We start from the raw sequence: 17,705 nt of genomic DNA on the forward strand, positions 1-17,705 counted from the left end.
AAGCCTCTCCCTAGGCCGCCTTGCGCGCGTAGGCCTCCGGGTCCAACCGGCGCATCTCGGCCTCGATCCAGCGCTCGATCTCGTCCATGAGTTCACCCGGCTTGCGCCCGCTGGCCGGCACCGGCGTGCCGATGGAGACATCGATCACCCCGGGAATGAAGGAAAAGGAACGCCGCGGCCAGCAGCGCCCGGAGGTGACCGCCACCGGGATGACGCTGGCGTCGGCGGCGATAGCCAGGCGAGTGGCGCCGGTCTTGTAATTGCCGTGCTTGCCCCGTTCGGTGCGGGTCCCCTCGGGGAACATAATCACCCACTTGCCGCGGTCCATCAGTTCACGGCCCTGTTCCGCCACCTTGCTCCAGGCCTCGTTGCGCTTGCTGCGGTCAATGTGAATCATCTTCAGCCGGGCCATGCACCAGCCGAACACGGGAATCGCCAGTAACTCCTGCTTGAACACATAGGCCAGCGGATGCGGGGTCATGCTGGGGAAGAAAAAGGTTTCCCAGGTGGACTGGTGCTTGGGGCACAGCACGATGCGACGCATGTCGTCCGGCGCCGGGAGGTTCTCGGCGCCGTGCACCCGGTAGCGCACCCCGCCCACCAGTCGGGCCACGCCGATCACGCCCTTGAGCCAGGGCACCGCGAACCACCACCACAGCTTGTCGTCGCGCACGAACAGCGAAAACGTCAACAGGCCCACACCGATGGGGATCACCGATACCACCATCCACAAAAACACAATCAGCGAGCGCAGGGCATTCATGCGGGGCTGGCCTCGCTGGCGGCGCCGGCACGCTGGAGAAAAGCCGCGACCTCCCGATAGGCCTCCTCCGCCTCGGGCAGTTCCGGGGTGAATATCTGCCACACGTGCACCATGTGGGGCCAGGTCTGCAGCTCCACCGGCGAGCCGGCGAGCTGCGCCTTGCGCGCGTAACGGCGGGCGTCGTCCAGCAGCATTTCCGCCTCGCTCGCCTGGATCAGCAGCGGCGGCAGGCCACGAAGGTCACCGCGCAGGGGCGAGACCACCGGGTCGGAGGGCATGAAACGGGTTCCCAGCCAGGTGGCCCACCACAGCAGGGGCCCCGGTATGCGGGTCAGCTTGCCAAAGGCCGGACCGAGCATCGGGTCGGTACCGAGATTGCCGCGCAGGCTGGGCGAGGTCATTGCGCCATCGGTGGCCGGGGAAAACGCCACCGCGGCATCCGGGGTGCGCAGGCCCACGTCACGCACCCAGGCGATGAGCGACAGGGTCAGGTTGCCACCGGCGGAATCGCCCGCGATGGCGATGAATTCCGCCGGCGCCGTGTCATCGGGGCCGTTCTCCAGCAGCCAGCGGTAGGCGTCGCGGCAATCCTCGATGCCGTCGCGCCGGCGGTGTTCGGGCATCAGGCGATAGTCGAGGGAAAACACCGCGCAGCCGTTGTCCAGCGACAGGCGGTTGGTGATCGAGCGGTGGCTGCGCGGACTCCCCGCCATCCAGGCGCCACCGTGGATGTACAGCAGCCGCCGGCGCGGGTTCGCGCCGGGTGCCAGCACCCATTCGCCGCGCGGCCCGCCCGCCGGTACCGTGCGCAACTCGCTGGCCAGGTCGCGACCGTCGCTGAGCGAGTCCATAAAGTCGCGTATGGCGGCCAGGCGGGCACTCCCCTTCAGCCCGCGCCCGGCGCGACTGAAAGCCTGTAGCGACTCCACCACCTGATGGTGTGCCGGCGACGGCGCCGCGGCGGGCGCCGCCAGCCGGGGCTGGTCAGTTGGCTGGTCTAGAAAGACCAGGTTTTCGCCGCGCAGCTTGTACAGGGTAAAAGCACACAGCGCGAGCACAGCAATGACAAACCAGAGCATGGGCGTCTCCAGGAGATGGACGGGGCGTACCAAACGGTGCATTAAACCAGAATGCACGGGCGACATAAAACGGCGGTGAGACTATACTAGGCGGTTTGAGGTCTGGGAACGCCCCGCCACCGGGGTCCACTGACATGAAAAAACCCGTGTCAAAAGCCGATTTGCGCGCCGACCTGGAACGGGCCACCGAAGCCTTTCTGCAGGAGGGCGGCCAGGTCGAGGCGATTCCCCGCGGCACCAGTGGCACCGACCCGCAATCCCCCCCCGACTACCTCACCCGCCGCCTGTTCGTCGAGCCCCGGACCACGCGCACCCTGGTGCCCGAGGTCGTGGCCACGATAGAGGAACGGCGCAAGGCCCTGTCAAAACGCAATACCAAGCCACGGCGCGGCCCCCTGTCCCGGCCCCGGCGCAAAACCATCTACGACGATTTCGGCGAACCGCTGCGGCGGGTGTGGATAGAGGACTGAATTCGCCCGGGTGAGCCGGGGGGAGAAAAAAGGGGCCCGCGGGCCCCTCGATCACTTGCCTTGAACTGCGGCGATCAGTGCCGGCGCCGGCGCAAGGCGGTCAACAGGCCACCGAGGGACAGCAGCGCGCCACCACCCAGGCCGAACAGGAACAGCGGGCTGGCGGTGGTGGGCATCGCCACCTCCTCCACTGCCACGATCTCGATGACCTCGATTTCCTCGGCCATCGACGGCTCTTCGTCGTACACCGCCAGGGCCCAGCGGTCGTTGGGCACGTAGACGTTCAACTCCTGGCCGCGCACCAGTTCGCTGGCCCGGTAGTTGCGCCCGGCGATCTTGGCCCGCCAGGTGCTGGGCACGTTGATGCTGTGCGAATCGCCCTTGGTACCGTCGGTGTGCAGGGGCCGGAAGGTGATCCGGTTGCCGCGCACGCGCTGCACTTCCACCCTGGCCTGGGCGTACAGCTTGCCGTCCCGCTCGTACACGCCGGAACAGGTCTCCTCGATGTCCGGGTAATCCGCCTTGACGCTGGCGGACCACTCGATATCGGCACAGGTGGGCGCCTGGGCGGCCGCCTGGCCACTCATACCGAGCGCCACAATCACTCCGGTTGCTATGGTCAACTGCTTGAGCATGTCAAATCCTCCTTAATTTCGATTGACATAGTTTTTGTCCAGCGTCGCGGTCACAACAAAACGCTGTGGCGCGTGCCCGACAAAGTAGAAGGGGTAACAGGTGACCAGCGTCAACGACTGGTGATCAGTGTCCGCCAGCACATGGGTGTCCTCGATCTCCACCACGCGGGCCCGCTCGACGGTAAAACGCTTGCGGCCGGCGAGGGTCTGCAGCTCCAGGCTGTCGCCCACGCTGATGTCCTTGAGCACCCGGAAGTAACCGTCGCGGTGGCCGGCAATGCCGATATTGCCGCCCTCGTGGGGATAGGCCATGCCGTCGATAATGCCGGCGCCGCGGTCCATGGTCAGTTCGCTGTCGGTGGCGTAAACCGGCACCTCCAGGCCGAGGGCGGGAGCGCTGAGCACGCCCAGCACGGGGGGCAGCTCGGCCCGCAGGCTGGCCTGGTAGTCGGCGACGCGCCCCGGCGACCACAGGGTCATGTCCGGCGGCGGCAGGTGGTCGACGGCAATGGCGGACGGCGCTTCCGCCGCGCCGCCGCGCATCGATTCGAAAGTGGCGATGTCGCCGAGGCGCTGCACCTCGCCGAGAGCCAGCTGACTGAGAAAAAAGCCGGTCAGGACAACGCCCCCGGCGTAACTGAGGCACTCTCCTCCCCGCAGGAAGATGTCTCGCAGCGATCCCCTCATCTCGGAAGCACAACCCCTTCTTATGGCAGGCCAGTCCGGATCACATGTCCGGTTTCCTACACAGTCTAGACCCGATGGACAAAAATGCTAGCGGATGCCAGCCAGGTGACCCACAACCGGCGGCGCCCCCCCGGTGCCCTATACTGACAAGCGAGTTCCCGGAGCGAATCCCGGGGCCGCTGTGAACCGCTCCCCGGGTCCCGTCCGTACCATGCAGGGTGCGTGAATGAGTAGCTCAATGATCGAACTGCATGAAAAATTCGAAGTGGACAGGCCCAGGGCCGAGGTCTTCGCCTACCTGCGGGACTTTCGTTCCGCCGCCGAGTGGGATCACACCACGCGCTCGGCGCGCAAGGCGACCCCGGGGCCGGTCGACGTCGGCAGCCGCTTCGACCTGGTGTGCAAGCTGCCGCTGGGCACGATCGATATCGAATACACTGTGACCCACCTGGAACCCGGCCGGGCGCTGACCCTGCAAGGGCAAAGCCGCCTGTTCGCGGTAACCGATGTCATCCACTTCAGCGACACCGCCACCGGCTGTCACATCGACTACCGCGCCCACTTCGCGTTTCACGGCCCCCTGGCGGCCCTGGAACCCGCCATGCGAAACGGCATGGCGCGCATGGGGCGCAAGGCGGTGGCGGGCATGCGGCGGGCACTGCAAGACGATTTTCCACCACCGGCCGCGGCGTCGGACACGCGCCGGGCGGACGCCTGGCTGGTGCCCGGCGTGGCCCTGTTCTCCAGCGCCGGGTACCGTCGCGGCCGCAAACGCTGGAATCCCGTGTCGGCCTGGATGGGCGACAAGCACGCGCTGATCACCGGCGCCAGCTCGGGACTCGGTTACGCCACCGCCCTGGAACTGGCGCGGACCGGGGCCGCCCTGACCCTGGTAATTCGCGACGAGGCCAAGGCCCAGCCACTGGTCGCGGCGCTGCGCCGCGAAACCGGCAATGAACACATTTATGTAGAACTGGCCGACCTGCGCCTGATGCGGGAGGTGGACGCCCTGGTACAGCGCTTGACCCTCCGCGACAGGCCAATCGACATCCTGGTCAACAACGCGGGCGCGCTGTTCACGCAATGGGGCCAGACCGACGAGGGCCTGGAACAGAGCTTTGCCCTGCTGCTCCTGGCGCCCTACCGCCTGACCCGGGGACTCAAACCGCTGCTGCGGCAGGCCCCCGCTCCACGGGTGATCAACGTGGTGTCCGGGGGCATGTACAGCCAGCGCCTGGAAGTCGGGCGACTGCAGGCGGGCTCCGACGGCTACAGCGGCGCCGAGACCTATGCCCGGGCCAAGCGCGCGCTGATGGTACTGACCGAACAGTGGGCCGCCGACTGGGCGCGAGAGGGTATCGTGGTCAACGCCATGCACCCCGGCTGGGCCGACACGCCCGGTGTCGCGAAGTCGCTACCGGGCTTTCGCAAACTCACCCGGCGCATCCTGCGCAGCCCCGACCAGGGCGCCGACACCATCGTGTGGCTGGCCCGCGCCACCGAGGCCGGCAAGGTCAGCGGGCAGCTGTTCCTCGACCGGGAACCGCGCCCCACCCACCTGCTCGCGCGCACCCAGGAGAGCCCCGGCGAGCGCGCGGCGCTGCGCGAATACATGGAGGCGGTATTTTAACAGCCTGTTAAACCGCGCGTATTGCATTGGTCGGTAGCGCTGGCTACGGTGTGTCGACGCGCCCGCCCGGGCCCCAGGAGAGACGCCGTGACCGAATCCATCCGCCCCTTTACTATCGACGTACCGGAGTCGACGCTGCGGGACCTGCACGCCCGCCTCGCCAACACCCGCTGGCCCGACCGCGAAACCGTGGACGACTGGAGCCAGGGCATCCCCCTGAACTATGTCCGCGACGTCGCCGACTATTGGGCGAAGGACTACGACTGGCGGGCCCGGGAGCGGCACCTCAATCGCTGGCCGCAATTCGTCACCGACATCGCCGGCACCGGGATTCACTTCATCCACGCGCGCAGCCCCCACGCGGATGCCCTGCCCCTGATCCTGAGTCACGGCTGGCCGGGCTCGGTGGTGGAATTCCACAAGGTGATCGCCCCCCTGGTGGACCCGACAGCCCACGGTGGCGACGCCAGCGAGGCCTTTCACGTGGTCGCGCCGTCGCTGCCCGGCTACGGCTTTAGCGGCAAGCCCGCCACCAGCGGTACCGGGGTGGAGCGTATCGGCCGCCTGTGGGGCGAGCTCATGGCGCGCCTGGGCTACGAACGCTATGTCGCCCAGGGCGGCGACTGGGGCAGCATGGTGACCCAGAGCATGGGCCAGACCGAGACCGGGCACTGCGCCGGCATCCACATCAACATGCCCATCGTATTGCCCGACCCCGACACCATGGCCGAGCTCACGCCGACCGAGCAGGCCGCGCTGGAGGCGATGGACGACTACCAGCGCTGGGGTTCGGGCTACTCCAAGCAGCAATCCACCCGCCCCCAAACCCTCGGCTACGCCCTCGCGGACTCCCCCGTGGGCCAGCTCGCCTGGGTATTGGAAAAGTTCCAGGCCTGGACCGATTGCGAACGCGACGGCAAGAAGCACCCCGAGCATGTGCTGACGCGCGACGAGTTACTGGACAACGTGATGTTCTACTGGCTCAATAACGCCGCCGCCAGTTCCGCCCGCCTGTACTGGGAAAGCTTCAACACACCCAATCTCGACCCGATCGCGATGCCGGTCGGCTGCTCGATCTTCCCCCGGGAAATCTTCCGCAGCAGTCGCCGCTGGGCCGAAAAGCGCTTCCACAACCTCATTTACTGGAACGAGCTGGACCGGGGCGGCCACTTTGCCGCCTTCGAACAGCCGGAGTTGTTCGTCGGCGAGTTGCGCGCGGCCTTTCGGTCACTGCGCCAATACTGAAGACACAGGACACACGCCCATGGACGAATTGACCGCCGGGTTGTTCAACCCTTTTGCCTCCGAGGAGGTCGCGCCGCCCAACTCCAGTCACTGGGAGGCCAAGCGCCGCCTGGCGGAAGCGGTGCGCCAACTCAACGACTTACTGGTGAGTACCGTCGCCAGCGATGCCGAGCTGGCCCAGGCCAGTGCACAGGTCGAGGCCCTAAACCGGACCCTGGCCGACACACCCCGCCTGCACGGCACCCTGGCCTACCTGAAGAGCGGCGAGCACGGCCACTACGGGGAAATCAACCACGAGCTGAATGCGGTGGGGGGGCAAAGCAACCCGCTGGCGCCGGGCCTGAACATGTGGCTGGACGGGAACCGGGCCTACGGCACCGTGCGCTGCGGCCTCGCCTACGAGGGCCCGCCGGGCTTCGTGCACGGCGGGTTTGTCGCCGCCATCTTTGACCAGTTCCTGGGCATGGCCCAGGTGGCGGGCGGCCAACCCGGCATGACCGGCACCCTAACCGTGCGCTACCTCCGCCCCACCCCCCTGAACACCGAGCTCAAGTTGAGCGCGCAACTGTCGCGGGCAGAGGACCGCAAAACCCTGGTCAGCGGCGAATTGCGCGCCGGGGGCGAGATCACCGCCACCGCCGAGGGGCTGTTTGTCCGCCCCTCCCGCGGCATGGCCGCCATGGCGGAGATGGCCGTGGGCAACAGCGGGCAATAATCCGCTGTCGGCGGCCATCGTCAGCTGTCGAAGGCGTCGCTGGTATTGAGCCGGTCGCCAAAGGGCGGCGGCGTCTGCCGGGGCGGCTCCCGTTCGACTGCCGCGCTCTCCACTTCGTAGGACGGGGTATCCAGTGTCACCCCCGCCGGCGACGTCCTGCCGGCGACACGAATATGGGCGCTGATATTGAAGCCCGGACTGTCCAGCGGGTGCGGTGCCGGACCGCTGCTCGCCGGCCGCGGCGGCGGCGCCACCACCCAGCCCTGGTCGGCATCGCGGCGGGCTGGCGACGCGGCGCCGGAAATCGACGACAGGGTAGCGGCGGAGTCTTCCGGGGCCTTCCTCGCCGGGGCCGGGTTGAAACCCGCCAGCATTTCCGGAGGCGCGCTGCTCTCGCCGATGTAGCGCAGCGGTTGCAGGCCCGGACCGGTATGTTCCGCAGCGGCGGGTATCGCGCCCTCCCCCAGGCGCCGGGCCTGTTCGGCCAGGGTGCCGACGACCTGCAGCCCGGGGCTTGCGGCGGCGGGCTTGCGCGGCGTCACCGAATCGAGGTCGTACAATTCCGCTCCGCGGTGTCCCGCCACGACCCGCCGCGGGGCGCTGGCGAGCACCTCCCCGCGCCCGGGGTCCGCGCGGTGCGGCGCCGGTTCGGCCTCGGGCTCCCGCCCGGGTTGCTGGCGCTGCACCATGCGCTGGCGCAACACCTCGTTGGCGCAATCGTACCAGCGGCCGCAGTGCGAGGACTCCGCGGGGTCTGGCATGCGGTGCTTGCGAAACTCCTTTTGAGCCAGCATGAAGCGCCGCTTCACCGCGCGGTAATAGTGGATATGATCGTCGGTATCGAGGGCGCTGAGCTCGTCCGCGCCCTGGCGGATCATCAACATGCGCGACGGCAGCTGCCCCTGGATCGAGTGCAACAGATCCGCCAGGAAACACAGGCGGAATATGTCGTGCCCGCCGGTGTCGCCCTGGGTATCACAGGGCAGGTAGAGGTAATCGCCCAACTCGGAAAAGCCGCTGGTGCGCATCAGCAGGTTGGCGGGGCCGGCGAGCGGCCCCACCGCCAGCTGGCCGTCGACGATAAAGTCGATACCGGTACGCATGGCCTCCAGCGTGGCCGCACGGCGCTTGCGCTCGTCCATGTCCCAGTCGATTTGCACAAACTGCCGACCGTTGGCGCGCAGGGTCGCGGCGAAGGCGACCTGGGGACGAAATGGCGAGCGCGGTGGCCTGGCGCCGCGGTCGGGGGGGATGCCGTGATCGGGATTTTCCAGCGTCAGGCGTTCCATCCAGCAGGCGAAGGGGGATTCACGAAACAGCACCAGGTCATCGGAACTGTAGGTCACGACGTGATCGACGCTGTAGCGATACATAGGCCCCTGCTGTTTTTCGTTTTCATTGCGCAAACAGCTCGGGCGCGCAAATCACACCGGCCGTTTGCGCATTTATATCGAAGAAGCGCGGCGCTGTCCACGCCGCGATGATACTCAGGCGGCGGTGTCCAGCAGGATTTCCGCCAGTCGCGCCCGGTGCCAGGCCCCATCGCCCCACAGGGCCTGGCTGTGTTTCTGGCGCTTGAAGTACAGGTGCACGAAGCATTCCCAGGTAAAGCCGATACCGCCGTGGTACTGCACCGACCGGCTGGAGGCAAAGCCCGCCAGGTCGCTGGCCGCGGCCAGCGCCATGTGCGCGTACTGGCCCGCCTTCTCCGGCTCGGTGTCACAGGCACAGGCGGCGTTGTAGAGCAGCGAGCGCACCTCGTCGATACCGATCATCACATCCACCAGCGGGTGTTTTACCGCCTGGAAAAAACCCAGCGGCCGATCGAACTGCTTGCGGGTGTTGGCGTATTCCACCGTGGTCTGCAGCTGCCATTCGGCGGCGCCGGCAATATCCGCCGCCAACAGGGTCCAGATGGCCGGAAAAGCCGTGTTGAGCGCGGCCAGGGCGTTAGCGCTCACCTCGACCGCCTCGACATTGTCGAAGCTGACATGCGCCTGGTCGCGGGTCAGGTCGACAATGGCGTCGCCGTGCACGCGCACCCCGGCGGCGCCGGCGTCCACCCAGAACAGCCCCAGGCCGCCCTCGGTATGGGCCGCCGCCAGCAGGCGGTCGACCTTGCCCGCGTCCTGTACGAACCAGGCCGTTCCCGACAGCGTGCCGCCACTGGCGCGCAGCTCGGTCGCGGCGGGATTCCAGTCGCCATCGCGGTTGGTCAGCGCCAGGGTCGCGGCCCTGCCGGCGCCGATGTCGTCCAGGGCCGCGGCCGCCCGGTCGCCGCAGGCCGCCAGCACAAACGTGGCGTTGAGGGTGCCCAGCAGGGGACAGGGAAAGGCCGCGCGGCCGAGTTCCTCCACCAGGCCGGCCACCGCCACCAGGGGCATGCCCAGGCCGCCGGCGGCCTCCGGTATCGCCAGGGCGGTCCAGCCCAGCTCCACCATCTGCCGCCACAGGTCCTCGCGCCAGGCCACCGCGGGGCCGCGATCGGGGTCGTGGTTATCCGCCACCAGCTGGTGCAGGGCCGCCACCGGCAGGTTGTCGGCAAAAAACTTCCGCGCCGCGTCCTTGAGCATCGCCGCTTCCTCGCCGAAGCCGAAATCATTGGGTTGTGCCATGGTATTCTCCTTGTCTGCGGCCGGCGGCTACTTGGATTTGGACATGCCCAGCACGCGCTCGCCGAGGATGTTGCGTTGCACCTCGCTGGTGCCGGCGGCGATGGTCATGCCGAAGGAATTCATATAGGCCATGGGCCACTGGCCGCCCGCGGGGGCGTTATCGTCCGCGAGGTAGAGCGAACCGGCGGCGCCCGCCACCGCCAGCGCGGTGTCGGCGACCTCCTGTGCGAGCTCGCTCGCCAGCAGCTTGTTCTGCAGCGGCAGGCGCATGGGGTGGTCCAGCAACGCCTGGTTGCGGCTGCGCCTCAGGGTCTGCTCAAAGGCCTTTTCGCGAATCACCGCGCGCATGATGCGATCGCGCAACACCGGGTCGTCCGCCGCCCTGCCCTCGCCGCGCCGGGTGGTGCGCGCCAGCTCGATCAGGGAGCGGCTGTTGGTGTCGTGGGTGGCGCCGCTTTTCATACCCCCGGCCCGGGGCGTTTGCAGCTCGCCGGCACTGCGCTCGTGCAGCAGGGTGGTCATCGCCACCTGCCAGCCCTTGCCCAACTCGTCCAGGCGGTAGCTGTCGTCGACTTCCAGGTCCTCGAAGATCACCTCGTTGAAACCGGTCTCGCCGGTGATCTTGATCAGCGGTCGCACCGTGACCCCCTTGCCCAGGGCGGCGCGGATCGGCACCACGAAATAGGACAGGCCGTCGTACTTGTGGGACCGGTCGGTGCGCAACAGGAGGATCATCCACTCGGCGAAATGCGCCAGCGAGGTCCACACCTTGTGGCCGTTGATCACCCACTTGTCGCCCCGCCGCTCGGCGAAGGTTTGCACGCTGGCCAGGTCCGAGCCCGCGCCCGGCTCGCTGAAGCCCTGGCACCAGATATCCTCGCCGGAAAACAACCGCGGCAGCAGGCGGCGCTTCAGTTCCTCCTGGCCGTGATAGAACACCGTGGGGGCGGCCATGCCCAGGCCGATCACGTTGGGCAGGAAAGGCGTGCGCGCGGCGATCATCTCCTGGTTGGCGATGCGCTGGCAATCGCCGCGCCCGCCGCCGCCCACCTCTTGCGGGTAATCACAGCCGATCAATCCCGCCTCGTAGGCGGACTTCTGCCAGGCCTGGAGGTAGTGAAGCTGGGGCTCGGTCATGATCTCCAGCGGTGACTGCGGCAACCGCACCGGGGGCTCGCCCGGCTTGTGCTGCGCCAGCCACTGGCGGCAGTACTGGCGGAATTCCGCCTGCTCCGGGGTATCTTTACGCGCACTTGCGGACATGCTGTCTCCCTGTATGAAGGATTGGAGTTATCGCGCCAGTGTGCTGCATGGCCCGGCGCGCGGCAACTGGCACAAGCGATAGTTACCGATTAGTAATGCGGGGGGCGCTCCGCCGGCGCGGCGCCGCCGGGCAGCTCGGAGAGGGCGGCGGTGTGCTCGTCCTGTTGTTGCTTGAGCAGTTCCACCTGGCGGCGCAGCACCAGCAGCTCTCGCTGCTGCGCCGCCAGCGCGTCGTTCAGGGATGCGATGGTGTCCTCCTGGAAGGTGAGCTGGCTCTGCAATTCCTGCAGCAGGGCCACGGTTTCGGGGGAGAGGATATCAGGGTCTCGCATGGTGCTGCTCCATTGGTCGATGCCCCTATATACTACCGCGTCCACAACAGTAGCCGGAGGCAACATGGGACAAAAACGCAAGGGCAACAGCGCGCTGGTGTACTCCACCGACGCGGGCAGGCGCTGCCCCCAGTGCGCGCGGCCGGTGGCCGACTGCGTCTGCGGCAAGGACCGTCCGGCCAGCGTCGGCGACGGCATCGTGCGCATCCAGCGGGAGACCAAGGGCCGCGGCGGCAAGGCGGTGACCGTGGTGCGCGGCCTGCCCCTGGCGGGGCCCGCGCTGAAGGCCCTGGCCAAGCAGCTGAAGCAAAAATGCGGGGTGGGCGGCGCGATAAAAGACGAGGTGATCGAGATCCAGGGCGACCAGCGCCAGCTGATCAAGGCGGAGCTGGAAAAGCAGGGTTACACCGTAAAACTCGCCGGCGGCTAGTATCGTGCGAATTTGCCGATTTTCGCCTTAAATACGGGACATTTATTTGGGTTTTTGGCGAAGATTTCTTCCCCGGCAGAAGGTTTCAAACCCCCGGATATATCAAGTTACACTGCATTCCCAAAAATCTTCTAAAAAAAATGCTCCAAGCTGTTATTTTTATTGGATTTATTAATTCCGTGTGCTAAAAATACATTCGTGGGGGCGTAAATTCCGCGAATCCGGGCGCAACACCGGAGGCAGTCTGGACGAAAAAACGACACAGAACGACCCGCCCACACCCTATAACAGTGACAACGAGTGAAACGGCAGTACCCAACGGAATTGATATCCCTGCGAGGAAGTGGGTTATGTACGTTACCGCAGAACACCTGAGGGAACAGGTCATCCGGCCGACCCTCAAATACCTGGGCGCCTGGAACCCGGGCATCGAGTCTTTCCTGCTCAACGCCGCCGTCGAGGCGCCCGAGCTGGGCCTGTTCTCGGCGCGCAACGACGGCCTGGGCCTGTTCCATATCACCGCGGCGCAGCACCGCGACCTCTGGGACCGCTACCTGGCGTTCAAGCCGGAGATCGCCAGCCGGGTGCGCGGACTGGCCAGCCAGCGCGCTTTCCTGAGCGACCCCGACAGCGAACTGACCACCAACCTGAGCTATTGCACCGCCATCGCCTGGCTGCTGTACCAGCGCGCCGGGGGCGAACAGCGCTCACGGGTGTCCGACCCGGCCCGGGTCAGCGCCTGAGGTCGCCGGTCGCCGCCTCGCGCCGGCAGGCCTCCCAGTAGGGCAGGTCCCGCGGCCGGTCGACATCCCGGCGCGGCGCCAGCGCCCGCCAAGTCAAACCCTCGCGATCAAGGCGCGCGACGCTCTGCGCGTACACCGCTTCCGTGCCCCAGGCCACGCCCTGGAAACAGGCCGGCGTCACCCGGCGCGCCCCGATCAGCACATAGCCGCCGTCTTCCGCCGGGCCCAGGACCACATCGCAATGCTCCAGTGCCTCCCGCGCCTGCTCCAGATAGGCCGCGTCCAGACCCGGGCAATCGGACCCCACCAACAGCACCCGCCGGTAACGCGCCAGGCCGTCGACCAATGCCTGGTACATACGCTCGCCGAGATCCCCGCCGCGCTGGCGCCTGGGGCCCAGCGCACCCGTGGCCAGGCAGTGCGCCAGGGCCGGGTGATTCCCGTCCCCGGCGACCCACAGCTCCACCGGCCCCAGGCGGGCGGCGAGCAGCTGGCGGCAGGTCCAGCGCAGCAGCTCCTCATGCAGGGCGCAAGCTTGATCGGCGCTGAGATAGGGCTGCATGCGGGTCTTTACCGCCCCGGCCCTCGGCGCCCGGGCGAATTGCAGCAACAGGGTGTCGCCCGCCTCAACCGGCATACCGGTCAACCGCCATAGTAGTAGCGCCACAGGCGTTGGGGCGACACGCCGCAAACATAGGCCAGGCGCAGCCCCCACATGCGCAGCACGGTCGACACGACGCCGCCCTCCTCCCAGCGCCGGGAGGACGTGAGCACCGTGCCGGCAAAGGGTCGAGGCGCGCTGTCGACGCGCAGGCGCTTGCAGACTTCCACATCCTCCATCAGCGGAATTTCGGCGAAGGCGCCGCGGGCCAGGAAGGCATCCCGCCGCACCATCAACAGCTGGTCGCCAGTGGCCACCCGGGTGAGGCGCGAGCGCAGGTTCATGGCGCCTTCGATCAGGCGCAGCGCCGGCGCCCGCCCGCTCAGCCGGACCCGGCAGAAGCCCCATTGCGGGCGCGCCGCGAGCCAGGTCGCCAACAGCGCCTCGTCAAATAGCGGCACGGTATCGGCGTGCAGGAACAGAAGGTAATCGCCCCGCGCCGCGCGCGCGCCGAGGTTCATCTGCTTGGCGCGCCCGGGGGGAGACAGCAGCAGCCGATCGCAGCGGGGCATGGCCACCGCGACCGAGCCATCGTCGCTGCCGCCGTCCACCAGCAACAGCTCCGCCGCCGGGAATTGCGCGCGCAATCGGGGCAATAGCGCTCGCAGCCCCCGGGCTTCATTGAGTACCGGGATGACAAAACTGTAGCTGGGCGAACTCACCCTTCCAGCGCGCCGCCGCAGCTGCTGCCCTGCCCCGCGGTGCAGCCGTAGCAGTGCTCGCCGGTGGCGATGGCGCGACCCGGCAACTGCTCCGGAGCGCGGATATCGCGCAGGTGCAGGGGCCTGCCCGCCGCGGCCATGGGCAATTCGAGCATCTGGTTGAAATCGCAATCGTAGACGTGGCCGCGCCAGTCGACACTGAGCAGGCCGCGGCACATGACGGTCTCGAGGTTGGCCGCGCTGTAGCGGTCCCGCAGCAAGTCCATGTAGTCGCGGTACTGCCCCTGGGCCAGCAATACCGCGCCGAAGCGGCTGATCGGCATGTTGGTGATGGTGTACAGGTGGTTGAAGCGAATGCCGAAGCGCGCGTCAAGTTCGCGCTTGTAGTCCGCTTCCAGCGCCTCCTGGGGCGGGGGCAACACCGGCCCCACCGGGTTGTACACCAGGTTGAGCCGCAGCGCCGGGTCGGCGCCGTAGCCGAGTTCGTTGAGGCGCCGCAGGGCCCTGACACTGTCGCCGTAGGCGCCCCTGCCGCGCTGTTGCTCGACGTTGTCCTGCAGGTAACAGGGCAGCGAGGCGGTCACCTCCACCTGGCTGGAGGCGAGAAATTCCGCCAGCGATTCCTGGCCCGGCTCCAGCAACACCGTGAGATTGCAGCGGTCGATCACCCGCAGGCCGCGCTCGCGGGCACCGCTCACCAGGCGACGAAAATGCGGATTGAGTTCCGGCGCGCCACCGGTCAGATCGAGGGCGCCCGGGCGCAATCGCGCGATCGCGTCGAGCACCTCGTCGACGGTGGCGGCGTCCATCTGCTCGCTGCGCTGGGGCCCCGCGTTCACATGGCAGTGCGCGCAACTCATATTGCAGCGGTAGCCCAGATTGACCTGGAGCGTGTCGAGGCGCCCCCGATAAAGCGCGGGAAAATCGCTGGCGAGCAGCAGTGGGCGGGTGTCGCGCATCAGTAACTCGCCGCCCGCTCGACCGGGTTGAGCACGCTGCCGTGGGGCTCGCCGCGAAGGTGGCGGAAGACCACGTTGTAGGCCAGCACCGCCTGAACGTAGTTGCGGGTCTCGCGGTAGGGGATGGTCTCGATCCACACCTCCGCGGGTACGGTCTCGCCCGGTTTGTGCCGCCAGCGGTCGACGCGGTGGGGGCCGGCGTTATAGGCGGTAAGGGCGAAGACGCGGTTGCCGTCGAAGCGGTCCAGTAGCTGGCGATAATACGCGCTGCCGAGCAACACGTTGTGCTCCACATCGTACAGCGCGCCGGTATCGTGCGGCTCGCCCAGGGCCGACGCCACCTGGCGCCCGGTGGCGGGCATGATTTGCATCAGGCCGCGGGCGCCCACCGGCGAGCGGGCCCGGGGATAGAATGCGCTCTCGCGCCTGGCGATCGCCATCAGCTCGGTGCTGGGCACCTGGTGCAGGGAGGCATAACGGGTAAACGTATCCTGGTAGGGCAAGGGAAAGCGCAGGTCCAGCGCGTCCCAGGCGCGGGCGCGGTTGGCGGCGTCGATGGCCATGCGGTACCAGCCCTGGCTGGCGGCGAGCGAGGCCAGCGCCTCCTGCTGGCCATTTTCCGAACGCTTGAGCAGCTGGTACCACTCGGAATGGGCGTTGTTCGTCTCGCGATGGAAGTTCAATTCGCCGACCCGGCGCACCGGCGGCAGCTGCAATAGCGCGTCCCGCCGGTCGTTGGCGAGCACGATGGGTTTGGCGTTAAAGGCGTAGGGCCGGCCCAGGCGATCCGCCGCCAGGAAGCCGTAGTAGTCCCGCTCGGTGGCCAGCTCCGCCAACGCGGCGCGCGCCGCCTCCACCTCGCCGTGCACCTCTTGCACATGGGCCTGCCAATAGCGCCACACATTGGCTTCCCGGGCTCCGGGCGACAGTACCGGCAGCAGGGCCGCCATGCTCTGCCAGTCGCGCTCCGCGAGCGCCCAGCGCAGGCGAATCTCCACCAGGCGGTCCTGCTTCAACCGCGGCAGCGCCGTGTCCACCCAGGCCCGGTTGGCTGCCGACTCGGCGAACAGGCTGTGCAGCACAATGGCCGCCTCCACCTGCTCCCGCTGCTCCGGGCTGAACGCCATGTCATTCTGGTACTGCCGCCAGTGGTGCAGGGCCCGTTCGGGTTTGTAGCGCGCCAGGTAAGCCAGGCCGTGGCTGACGATATCCCGGGAGCGGGGCTGGTCCGGGGGCAGCGTCAGTCGCGGCAGGACAGCCGGACTGGCGTAGACGCGCTGCAGCTTGTCGGCCCAGGGTGCGAGCCGGTCGCTGCCCTTGCTGCCGACATAGCGCAGCAGGGAGCGCTGGCGCGCGTCGAAAGCCTTCAGCATCCGCGCCCAGACGATGTCGTCGTCCAGCTCTCCGGCCTTTATCCAGGCACTGAACAGGGGGTCGCAGGCCTTGGGCCGCGATTCGCCGTGTACCCAGAGGCGCTCGGCCCCCTCCCAGGCGGCCAGCGGATCGCCGTCGGCCAGCCGGGCGCGAAAGTAGTAACACTTGAGCTCGACGCTGTTGGGCTCTTGCGGCATCAGCGCGAGAAAATCCCGCCAGCGTCGCTCGCGCCCGGCGCGCTCGAGGTAGGCCGCGAGCAGGCGGTTGCCCAGTGGCGAACCCTCGCTGTCACGGACGAACTGCCTCGCCTCTACCGGGCGAATCGCGGAGGGCTGGCGTGACAGGTTGAAATAATCCAGGTAGATGGAGAGGGGGTACTGATCGAGCTGGTCCCGCAGTTGCTGGAACTCCCGGTTGCGGCCGCCGCGCAGGGCGCTCACCGCGTCCTCGTAGTCGTCCCGGGCGCGATCCAGATCGTAGTTGGCTGCCGCCGCGGGCCCCGCGGCCCATCCCGCGAGCGCAACCAGGAAAGTCAGACAGAGCCGATACCGCAACTGGTGTCCACCTCAAACTCGACAAACACAACCGGGCGGCACCCGCCAACCGGTTGTGCCTAGGTTGATACGCCTCCCGGTCGAATGCAAGGAAAAGCTGGAAATATCCCGCGGTTATTAGCGGTGCATCTGAACGCCCTTAGCTAATTATCGTTCGTTAACCAAATGGCCGCCCGCCCGCGGAACTTCAGGCGATTCAAGCCATTGACAGCCCGATTTTGACTAATATTTAACAATCAAGCGATAACCGGAGGGGCAGCGTGAAGGATTTTCGACGCAGGGGCCCGCGCACCGCCAGTGTCATCCTCGACACCGCCGAAGCGCAGTTCGCCCGCCACGGCTACACGGGCACCTCCCTGCGCCTCATCGCCGCGGCGGCCGGGCTGCGGGAGCCGGGGATCTACAACCACTTCGACAGCAAGGAGGCGCTCTACACCGCCGTCCTGCAGCGGGCCCTGGACCCGATCGGCAAGATGCTCGCCGAACACCTGGCCCGGGCCAGCACGCTGCCGGATTTCATCGAGCTGCCGGCGCAACTGGCGGACCACCTGGCGCGACACCCCCAGGTAGCCGCCCTGCTCCAGCGCGCCCTGCTCGAGGAAGCGGGACAGCCGGGCAACGCCCTGCTGCATCGCTGGCTGGCGGCGCTGTTCGACACCGGCCTGGAGCGGCTGGCGACTTTTTCCGACGATATGGAGGTCCGCCGCGAAACCCTGGCGATCAATCTGATCGCCCTGTTCAATATCATTACCGGCTATTTCACCGCCCGCCAGGCCTTCCTCACCCTGGGGGCCGGCGACCCTCAGGGCGAGGCCAATCTACAGCGCCAGAAACAGCTACTGCACAGGGTCATCCGCGCGATGATGGTGAACTGAGGTATGTCGGGAG

19 protein-coding genes are annotated in these 17,705 nt (G+C 67.4%); 7 read left to right on the forward strand and 12 right to left on the reverse strand.

The annotated features are described in order from the left end of the window. Positions 1–10: 10 nt before the first annotated feature. The gene (locus JYP50_RS15140; protein WP_206561394.1) at positions 11–763 is read right to left on the reverse strand and encodes a lysophospholipid acyltransferase family protein; all 753 of its coding nucleotides are present in this window, start codon (positions 761–763) and stop codon (positions 11–13) included. Beyond that, positions 760–1,842, reverse strand: coding sequence for an alpha/beta hydrolase (locus tag JYP50_RS15145; protein WP_206561395.1), 1,083 nt, complete (start codon positions 1,840–1,842; stop codon positions 760–762). Before JYP50_RS15145 ends, JYP50_RS15140 begins: the two co-directional genes overlap by 4 nt. Before the next feature lie 146 nt (positions 1,843–1,988). Between JYP50_RS15145 and JYP50_RS15150 the strand changes: the two genes are divergently transcribed. After that, positions 1,989–2,312 carry a hypothetical protein gene (locus tag JYP50_RS15150; RefSeq protein WP_347136807.1) on the forward strand — a complete coding sequence of 108 codons (324 nt, stop codon included), beginning with the start codon at positions 1,989–1,991 and terminating at the stop codon, positions 2,310–2,312. A gap of 74 nt (positions 2,313–2,386) precedes the next feature. Here the strand turns inward: JYP50_RS15150 and JYP50_RS15155 are convergent, their stop codons facing one another. Both JYP50_RS15155 and JYP50_RS15160 read right to left on the reverse strand, forming a co-directional pair. Then, positions 2,387–2,947, reverse strand: coding sequence for a hypothetical protein (locus JYP50_RS15155; protein ID WP_206561397.1), 561 nt, complete (start codon positions 2,945–2,947; stop codon positions 2,387–2,389). 12 nt (positions 2,948–2,959) lie between these two features. Further along, the gene (locus tag JYP50_RS15160) at positions 2,960–3,634 is read right to left on the reverse strand and encodes a class D sortase (RefSeq protein ID WP_241263189.1); all 675 of its coding nucleotides are present in this window, start codon (positions 3,632–3,634) and stop codon (positions 2,960–2,962) included. A gap of 238 nt (positions 3,635–3,872) precedes the next feature. Here JYP50_RS15160 and JYP50_RS15165 point away from each other — a divergent pair, with 238 nt between their 5' ends. The 3 genes from JYP50_RS15165 to JYP50_RS15175 all read left to right on the forward strand — a co-directional run bounded on the left by JYP50_RS15165 (position 3,873) and on the right by JYP50_RS15175 (position 7,224). Continuing rightward, positions 3,873–5,264, forward strand: a complete 1,392-nt coding sequence (locus JYP50_RS15165; protein WP_206561398.1) for an SDR family NAD(P)-dependent oxidoreductase — start codon at positions 3,873–3,875, stop codon at positions 5,262–5,264. An 87-nt stretch (positions 5,265–5,351) separates the two neighbouring features. Further along, the gene (locus JYP50_RS15170; RefSeq protein WP_206561399.1) at positions 5,352–6,509 is read left to right on the forward strand and encodes an alpha/beta fold hydrolase; all 1,158 of its coding nucleotides are present in this window, start codon (positions 5,352–5,354) and stop codon (positions 6,507–6,509) included. 19 nt (positions 6,510–6,528) lie between these two features. Further along, positions 6,529–7,224, forward strand: a complete 696-nt coding sequence (locus JYP50_RS15175; RefSeq protein WP_206561400.1) for a PaaI family thioesterase — start codon at positions 6,529–6,531, stop codon at positions 7,222–7,224. Between the two features lie 20 nt (positions 7,225–7,244). Here the strand turns inward: JYP50_RS15175 and JYP50_RS15180 are convergent, their stop codons facing one another. From JYP50_RS15180 to JYP50_RS15195, 4 genes are all read right to left on the reverse strand, one after another. Then, positions 7,245–8,597, reverse strand: coding sequence for a hypothetical protein (locus JYP50_RS15180; RefSeq protein WP_206561401.1), 1,353 nt, complete (start codon positions 8,595–8,597; stop codon positions 7,245–7,247). 114 nt (positions 8,598–8,711) lie between these two features. Next, complete coding sequence (locus JYP50_RS15185; RefSeq protein WP_206561402.1) at positions 8,712–9,839, reverse strand: acyl-CoA dehydrogenase family protein; 1,128 nt, start codon at positions 9,837–9,839, stop codon at positions 8,712–8,714. 27 nt (positions 9,840–9,866) lie between these two features. Then, positions 9,867–11,102, reverse strand: coding sequence for an acyl-CoA dehydrogenase family protein (locus JYP50_RS15190; RefSeq protein ID WP_206561403.1), 1,236 nt, complete (start codon positions 11,100–11,102; stop codon positions 9,867–9,869). An 89-nt stretch (positions 11,103–11,191) separates the two neighbouring features. After that, the gene (locus JYP50_RS15195; protein WP_206561404.1) at positions 11,192–11,434 is read right to left on the reverse strand and encodes a SlyX family protein; all 243 of its coding nucleotides are present in this window, start codon (positions 11,432–11,434) and stop codon (positions 11,192–11,194) included. Between the two features lie 64 nt (positions 11,435–11,498). Between JYP50_RS15195 and JYP50_RS15200 the strand changes: the two genes are divergently transcribed. Further along, positions 11,499–11,864 carry a translation initiation factor Sui1 gene (locus JYP50_RS15200; protein ID WP_206561405.1) on the forward strand — a complete coding sequence of 122 codons (366 nt, stop codon included), beginning with the start codon at positions 11,499–11,501 and terminating at the stop codon, positions 11,862–11,864. 350 nt (positions 11,865–12,214) lie between these two features. Beyond that, complete coding sequence (locus JYP50_RS15205; RefSeq protein ID WP_206561406.1) at positions 12,215–12,607, forward strand: hypothetical protein; 393 nt, start codon at positions 12,215–12,217, stop codon at positions 12,605–12,607. On the opposite strand, the gene JYP50_RS15210 is transcribed toward JYP50_RS15205, so the two are convergent. From JYP50_RS15210 to JYP50_RS15225, 4 genes are read right to left on the reverse strand one after another with little or no spacing between them, the layout of a single operon-like run. Next, positions 12,597–13,244, reverse strand: a complete 648-nt coding sequence (locus JYP50_RS15210; RefSeq protein WP_206561407.1) for a TIGR04282 family arsenosugar biosynthesis glycosyltransferase — start codon at positions 13,242–13,244, stop codon at positions 12,597–12,599. The genes JYP50_RS15205 and JYP50_RS15210 overlap by 11 nt on opposite strands. Positions 13,245–13,249: 5 nt before the next feature. Then, positions 13,250–13,930 carry a TIGR04283 family arsenosugar biosynthesis glycosyltransferase gene (locus tag JYP50_RS15215; RefSeq protein ID WP_206561408.1) on the reverse strand — a complete coding sequence of 227 codons (681 nt, stop codon included), beginning with the start codon at positions 13,928–13,930 and terminating at the stop codon, positions 13,250–13,252. Next, complete coding sequence (gene arsS, locus JYP50_RS15220; RefSeq protein WP_206561409.1) at positions 13,927–14,889, reverse strand: arsenosugar biosynthesis radical SAM (seleno)protein ArsS; 963 nt, start codon at positions 14,887–14,889, stop codon at positions 13,927–13,929. Before arsS ends, JYP50_RS15215 begins: the two co-directional genes overlap by 4 nt. After that, the gene (locus JYP50_RS15225; protein WP_206561410.1) at positions 14,889–16,817 is read right to left on the reverse strand and encodes a transglycosylase SLT domain-containing protein; all 1,929 of its coding nucleotides are present in this window, start codon (positions 16,815–16,817) and stop codon (positions 14,889–14,891) included. The genes arsS and JYP50_RS15225 overlap by 1 nt, the downstream gene beginning before the upstream one ends. A gap of 260 nt (positions 16,818–17,077) precedes the next feature. Between JYP50_RS15225 and JYP50_RS15230 the strand changes: the two genes are divergently transcribed. Then, the gene (locus tag JYP50_RS15230) at positions 17,078–17,692 is read left to right on the forward strand and encodes a TetR family transcriptional regulator (RefSeq protein WP_206561411.1); all 615 of its coding nucleotides are present in this window, start codon (positions 17,078–17,080) and stop codon (positions 17,690–17,692) included. Positions 17,693–17,705 lie beyond the last annotated feature (13 nt).

The sequence above is a fragment of the Parahaliea mediterranea genome (assembly GCF_017255185.1).
Classification (GTDB): domain Bacteria; phylum Pseudomonadota; class Gammaproteobacteria; order Pseudomonadales; family Halieaceae; genus JAFKCZ01.